The sequence below is a fragment of the Streptomyces sp. NPDC059456 genome (genome assembly GCF_042750055.1).
Lineage (GTDB): Bacteria > Actinomycetota > Actinomycetes > Streptomycetales > Streptomycetaceae > Streptomyces.
The window spans coordinates 1-5843 of record NZ_JBHYVA010000551.1; the positions used below are offsets into that span (position 1 = coordinate 1).

The window sequence follows — 5843 nt, forward strand, 5'->3', positions numbered from 1 at the left end:
GTCCCACATCGCATCGGTGATCACTAATCGGACGGACACATCCGATCAACTGACCAACCGATCAAAGAGACACGCGCTAGGTGATTCCATCGGGCCTGGCGGTGATGTGGCCGATCGGCAACCGGGTGCTGCTGCGGGGCATCACGGCACTGACCCGCCTGGTCGCGGAGGTGCGCGCGACGGAGAATGCCTGTCGCCTCGGCCGCCTCCTCGCCGGCGTCGCCGCCGAGATCGTCGCCCTGTCGGTCCTGCAGACCGCTGTCGTCACTGTCCGGTGCGGTGCCACTGCTCCGTGCGGTGGGCGGATCCGGCTCCGGGTACCCGTTCCCTGACAGGACGGCAGGTTCCAGTACCATGCATCCCACTAATTGAACGTGCTCAAATCTTGGGGGCTTCGGTGGGGGAAGAAACGACGGGCCGCCGGCTCGCCGTCGTGCTGTGGTCGGTGCTCGTGGTGGAGGTCGCGGGGCTGGTGGGGACGTTCGCTTTGGCGGACACCACCATGCTGGTGCCGGAATTCGACGGGACTCTCGTCCTGGTGTGCGCAATGCTCCTCGCCATGACCCTGGCGGTCCTGCCGATCGTGGTCGTGGTGCTGATGCTGCGCGATGCCCGGAACGTCACTGCCATCTGGCGGGCAGCCGCCTCGTGGATCCTCGCGCTCGCACTCCTGGTCATGGTGGTCAGGGCGGGCTCGGGGCCCTGGGTCGTCTGGTGCGCCGTCGCGATGGCCGCCTCGTGCGCGGCCACTGTCCTGTGCACCGTCAGCTCGACGGGGCTGGCGATCCAGCCGCCCCGCGCCGCAGTCGCAATCGCCGTCGTCGTGCTGGTGGCGTCGGTCTGCGGCTCCTACTCCGGGCCGTACACGGATTATCCGGGAGTGTGGACCGCCTCGAAGGACGCTGCGTCTTTGACCCTGGCCGAGCAGACGGAGCACGGGCAGGGTGGTGAGTACACCCTGCGGGTCGGGACGTGCACGGAGCAGGGCAGATGGGTCTTCGACTACCCGCAGATGTCGACTTCGGTCCAGCTGTGGCTACACCGTGAGGGCGGGCTCGCGTGCATCCCGGGCGGACCCGCGACCCAGGTGCACATCGTCGACGGCAGCCGGGCGGCACCGGTCATCGCGCTTCCCGGGCTGCTTCTGACGAAGCAGTGAGCGGGCCGCTCGGGCCCGCTCGGACGGCCCTGGGGCACGGGGCGCGGCGTGGGGGCCGGGTTGCCGATCGGATCAGCGGCGAACCGGCCGAAGCGGGAAACCTGCTCATCGGAAAGGAAATCAACGGGCAGAACCGGAACGGAGAACCCTGACCTGGCATTGCAGCCCCACTCACCGAGCCGGTGTCGAGATCGCGGATCTTCCGCCAAACCCGGTCGGATCCCCCCCGAGCCGACACCGATTGGGGCCAACACCGGTCGGGGCCGAGTCCGGAAGGTCATGCCCGTCCTCAGCGAAATCCACGGAGCCGAGAACGTACGCTTCGTCGTCTGGTTCCACTGACTCGCGGCTGGGCAACCGGTTGGCCAGGCTGGCCAATCACGACGCCCGGTCACAATATGTCTGGTGGCGCAGCGTGGCCCAACGGCGGTGCTGGTCACGCCGTGCGCGGCGCGGCACAGCGCCGCCATGTCCGCGGCCCCGCCCCGGGTGCGGGCTGCACCGGGCGGTGCGGTGCGGGCATACGGCTCGGAACGCGCCTTCGCCTTCCTGGCCTTGGCTCTGGGCTTGGTGGTCGGGTGTACGGCGGCCCTCGGCGGGTCGGTTTTTCGCGGCCGGGCCGGGCCTTCGGCCTCCTGTGACGGACGGCCGCGTGGGCCCCGGCCGGACGCCTCGCGGGCCGTCGGCCCGGCCCGCCCGGTCTCCGGGGCGGGAGGCCGGCGAGCCGGGGAGCAGCGGGGCGGACGGAGACGCAGCCTTTCAAGCCGCGAGCAGCGCGGCGAGGAGCAGAGGAAGGGACCAGCGGCGCATGGCTGCCACCGTGCCGCAGCCGAGCCCGAGACCTCCGACGGCCCCGTGGCGCCCTCGGCTGGATGATGCGAGGGCCGTCTGGCCGGGCCGCCCCGGGCCGGTCTGCCCGACCCTGGAAGGCGAAAGCGACTGAAGGGAGCCCCTGGGGATGGTGCTCAGGCCGCCAGCGGAGTCGATGCTGGCGCAGGCCGCGGAGCCGGTGCCCGGCCCGGCTGGCGCCGGCACGACGCGCTGCGCCTGTCGAGTCGGTCGCGGCGCTGTTTCCGGTTGGCGATTCACGTGCCAGTGCGATGCGCGCCTTGGGCAAGTGCTCAATGTGTGCTGGGCCGGGCAGGCCGGCCTCGGGCCGTTGGCTCGGTGGGTGCCGGCTGCTGGGCCGGGTGGTCGCGACGCTCGTCGTTCAGGTGGCACAGGCCGCGGTGTCCACGCGGGTGCAGGTCGGGGGCGGCGCCGGCTTTGACGGCGGCTGCGGGGGTGGCGTTACGGCTGGGCTGGCCCTCCCCTGGAGCTCAAGCGTCGTCGAGGGCCACGTCAACCGCATCAAGACGATCAAGCGCCAGATGTATGGCCGTGCCGCCTTCACGCTGCTACGGAAGCGTGTGCTGTGTTCCTGACGGAACACTGAGAGGCGTCGTCATCCGGGTCAGTAGAGCTGGGCTTCGCCTACACCTGTTCTTCGTAGAGCTCGACTTCAGCGGGCGTACAGTCGATCAGCGGCACGAGACGACCACCCATCGCGTCCGCCCACGGGCCGAAATCAGCATCAGCGTCGTGGAAGAACCAGGAATGGAAGCTTCCAAGACCTTCCAAGTCAGACATGGGTTCGTAGCGGAGCTCGCAGTGGACCTGCAGGTAGTGGTCGTGCTCGCCGTCGGCATCGACGACAGCGAACTGCCGTGTGAGATCCAAAGTGAACATCGGCGTGCCGGTGAAGGCGTAGGTTCCGTACTGGAAGAGCAGCCCATCGCAGTCGGGTGTGGGGGCTGTGTCGAAGCGTTGCCGGCCGAAGCGCAGGTAGGCCAGCCAGGCATCCCGTGTGGTCAACTCCGTCACCGGCGATCGCCCGGCATCCAGTTCAGAGCGCAGGACGCCGAGGGCTTCCTCCATGCGCGGACGGCTGGGCATCAAACTCTCCTCGGACCAATCGGATCTGCAGCCTAGCTTCACGCGGCGATCTCACCACAATCCCCAGGACCACCTTGCCCGATTTGGCAATGCTTGGTTACAGCTCCCCGTGCCGCAGGACTCTCGGTCGGTTGGAGCCGTGCTCATGACTGGCCGGGCCGGGCCCGTCGAGGCGTTTGGTGGGACCGGCGCAGGAGGGGAAGAGAGTCCGCGTGGTGAGCAGCCGAGCCATCGTCAGATCCTGTGGATGACCGGGCAGTTTGATGGCCGGTCGATCAAGCAAGCGGCTTGCGGTAACGGACGTACTCGTTCTGCCGCCGGAACCCCACGCTCTCGTAAAGGTCGTAGGACCGGTGCGGGTTTGCCGTGCCCGTGAAGAGCCGGGCGGTCGTTGCACCGTGCTCGCGAAGGCTCCGCAGCCCGTCCAGGAGCAGGGCCCGGCCGATTCCGAGGCGTCGCTGGTCCGTCCGGATGCTCAGCTCTTCGACCTCGCCTACGGTGTGGTCGTGGCGGCGGATGGAGCAGAGGGCGACGCCGACCATGTCCTGTCCGTTCCAGGCAGCCCGCCAGCATGCCGGGTCGGCGGTGTCGACGAAGTCCTGGAAAGGCCATTTCCGAGTGAAGCCGCTGTCCGCATACGAATCGACGATCGTCCTCCAGGCTGCACGGTAGTGGCTCGTCCCGATCGGCCCTGTCCGTATCCCGGCCGGCAGTTCGCCGCCTGGCTCGGGCATCTGCTGCAGATCGCCCAGCTCCAGCTCGACCAGGCTGAAGACACGTCGGTAGCCGGCTGAGAGCAGCAGCGCCGTGGCTTCCTGCTCGGAGGCCAGGGCGTTCGCGCCGATCACTGCCGTCCGCGCCGTTCCATGCTGTTCGACGAGCTGGCGGATCCGCTCTTCGGCCCAGCTCAGCATGGCTGAGCCGATGCCCCGGCCGCGATGCTCGGGCAAGAGGTAGCCCCGGTGCAGGTAGAGCCACGTATCGTCCCGCTCTTGCCACCACCGGATTGTCGAGTAGCCGACGACGCTCCCGCCGCACACCACCAGGATCTGGTTCTTGGACGGCTCCTCCAGCTGGGCGGAAGCTTGGGCGATCTCGGCCGCTGTCGGGAGCCCTTCCACAACCGAATGGGCATCGACCCGATCCCGTTCAGCACACCCCAGCCGCACCGCGGCCATGGCATCGTGGTCTTCGTCGCCGCGATATGGCCGGAACCCGAAGCCGACCGGAAGGTTCCGTCCTGCCGTGCCATCCACCATGACCGGATGATCTCGAACTTCGAGACAGGTCCGCCACCCTATTCACGCCGCGGTCGTCTGCGGCAGTTCAACGAGCCGGCCTCGTTCGAAGCGTGCCCCGGCCTGGACGAGGGCGACGAGGCGGGGTGCGTTCGCAGCTCGCCAGCGGGCCTGGGCGGACTCGGCGAGCTTGAACACCATCGCCAGGGCGGCGGCACAGGAGCCGGAACCCTTGGTGACCTTGGTCCGCAGACGGACGGTCGCGAAGCTCGACTCGATGGGGTTGGTTGTCCGCAGGTGGATCCAGTGCTCGGCGCGGAAGTCGTGGAACGCCGCGCCCGCAGTTCGCTCTTGGGTGACGGTCGACTCTGACGGCCGCACCGTGGCCGAATTCGCCGTCGCTCGGGCCGGGTCCCGACGGCGGTGAAGACGGTGGTGCCGAGGACGTGCCGAGCGGAGGCGGAGGCGAGCGCACTGGACGTGGACGGGATAGCCGGGGTACGACTGGACGTCGAGTTCAAGGAATTCGGTTCGGACATGGCCGAGTTCATCGCGGTCGGCACGGCAGTCACAGCGGACGGTGCGGACCCGGGACCGGCCGGGTCCTGGTTGGACAACATGGGCCGGCCGTTCACCTCCAACCTCTCCGGCCGGGATTTCTGGACGCTTGTCCGTGTCGGGTACGCCCCTGTGGACATCGTCATGGGGCCGTACGTCTACCACGTGGCCCATCAGCGGTTCACTCAGGTGCCGGGCTCCGTCGGGCGCAACGTCAAGGCGACCCCGGTACCGGGCCTCGATGGCTGACGCCGAAGTCGAACTGCTCGCCACGGCGCTGCGCCGCGACAGTGCCGATCTGGACCTCTATGGGGCCGTGTTGACGGAGATACCTTCGGACGCGCTGCCGCCGGGCGCCGTGCGCGTCATGCTGCGGCGCTCTCTCGGGCAGCGGCCGGCCGGCCGCCCGGGGACGGTCGCCGAAGTGGGCGTCCTGCTGGGGGACCTGAGGTTCTCGCTGTCCACGCACGACGGCCGCACGGCGGCGGAGATCCGACACGAGGTGCGGGGCGTCGTCTTGTCCCGGCGCCCCGTGGGCCTGGACGAATGGCTCGCTGCCCTGGCAGACGCACTGTCCGAGGCAGCCGCCTCGAACGTCCGCGCCCGCACGGCAGTGGAACGCTTTCTGACCTGACCTGACCTGACCTGAAGTGGCACGGCCCCTTGGAGGCGCGGGTGGCCCGGTAGGGGCAGTGCGTCCGTGGTGGGGCATGGTCCACCGGTTTTCGGAGGCAGTGGCGGAAGTGCGGCACAAGTGGGCGGCGGGGCAGCCCGGCGGTGAGTGGCACGCTCGCGCCGAGGTCTCCGCGTCGCCCACCCGTTCGTGAGGGAAGCGATCGTCTTGACCGCCGTGCCCGGGACGGGTGTCCCCTCGGGCCCGGGCCCGGCGGGGGGGGCGGGGGGTCCCGGGCCGGCGGGCGCGGGGGGGCCCGGCCGGGGCCGAGGTGTAGTGC

At 69.5% G+C, this 5843-nt stretch carries 7 protein-coding genes and 1 pseudogene; 5 read left to right on the plus strand and 3 right to left on the minus strand.

Translation table 11 applies throughout. The features are described 5' to 3' along the window. Positions 1-80 precede the first annotated feature (80 nt). From ACFXA3_RS33045 to ACFXA3_RS33055, 3 genes are all read left to right on the plus strand, one after another. Complete coding sequence (locus ACFXA3_RS33045) at positions 81-332, plus strand: hypothetical protein (RefSeq protein ID WP_385192914.1); 252 nt, start codon at positions 81-83, stop codon at positions 330-332. 65 nt (positions 333-397) lie between these two features. Then, complete coding sequence (locus tag ACFXA3_RS33050) at positions 398-1159, plus strand: hypothetical protein (protein WP_385192916.1); 762 nt, start codon at positions 398-400, stop codon at positions 1157-1159. A gap of 1190 nt (positions 1160-2349) precedes the next feature. Continuing rightward, the gene (locus ACFXA3_RS33055) at positions 2350-2583 is read left to right on the plus strand and encodes a hypothetical protein (protein ID WP_385192928.1); all 234 of its coding nucleotides are present in this window, start codon (positions 2350-2352) and stop codon (positions 2581-2583) included. Positions 2584-2632: 49 nt separating this feature from the next. Here the strand turns inward: ACFXA3_RS33055 and ACFXA3_RS33060 are convergent, their stop codons facing one another. The 3 genes and pseudogenes from ACFXA3_RS33060 to ACFXA3_RS33070 form a co-directional block, all read right to left on the minus strand. Further along, positions 2633-3094, minus strand: coding sequence for a hypothetical protein (locus ACFXA3_RS33060; RefSeq protein WP_385192918.1), 462 nt, complete (start codon positions 3092-3094; stop codon positions 2633-2635). Positions 3095-3369: 275 nt separating this feature from the next. After that, positions 3370-4353 carry a GNAT family N-acetyltransferase gene (locus ACFXA3_RS33065; protein ID WP_385192921.1) on the minus strand — a complete coding sequence of 328 codons (984 nt, stop codon included), beginning with the start codon at positions 4351-4353 and terminating at the stop codon, positions 3370-3372. Between the two features lie 42 nt (positions 4354-4395). Next, a pseudogene (locus tag ACFXA3_RS33070) lies at positions 4396-4662 on the minus strand (IS256 family transposase); the annotation flags it as partial. 102 nt (positions 4663-4764) lie between these two features. Between ACFXA3_RS33070 and ACFXA3_RS33075 the strand changes: the two are divergent. Both ACFXA3_RS33075 and ACFXA3_RS33080 read left to right on the plus strand, forming a co-directional pair. Further along, positions 4765-5139 (plus strand): hypothetical protein, encoded by a 375-nt coding sequence (locus ACFXA3_RS33075; protein WP_385192923.1) that lies wholly within the window; start codon positions 4765-4767, stop codon positions 5137-5139. Then, positions 5132-5524, plus strand: a complete 393-nt coding sequence (locus ACFXA3_RS33080) for a hypothetical protein (RefSeq protein ID WP_385192926.1) — start codon at positions 5132-5134, stop codon at positions 5522-5524. The genes ACFXA3_RS33075 and ACFXA3_RS33080 overlap by 8 nt, the downstream gene beginning before the upstream one ends. The last annotated feature ends 319 nt before the right edge of the window (positions 5525-5843 follow it).

What these genes read in the sequence shown, in the direction of transcription:
- ACFXA3_RS33080 (WP_385192926.1), top strand. Translation starts at nt 5,132, where the DNA reads ATGGCTGACGCCGAAGTCGAACTGCTCGCCACGGCGCTGCGCCGCGAC.
- ACFXA3_RS33060 (WP_385192918.1), bottom strand. Translation starts at nt 3,094, where the DNA reads ATGCCCAGCCGTCCGCGCATGGAGGAAGCCCTCGGCGTCCTGCGCTCT.
- ACFXA3_RS33065 (WP_385192921.1), bottom strand. Translation starts at nt 4,353, where the DNA reads ATGGTGGATGGCACGGCAGGACGGAACCTTCCGGTCGGCTTCGGGTTC.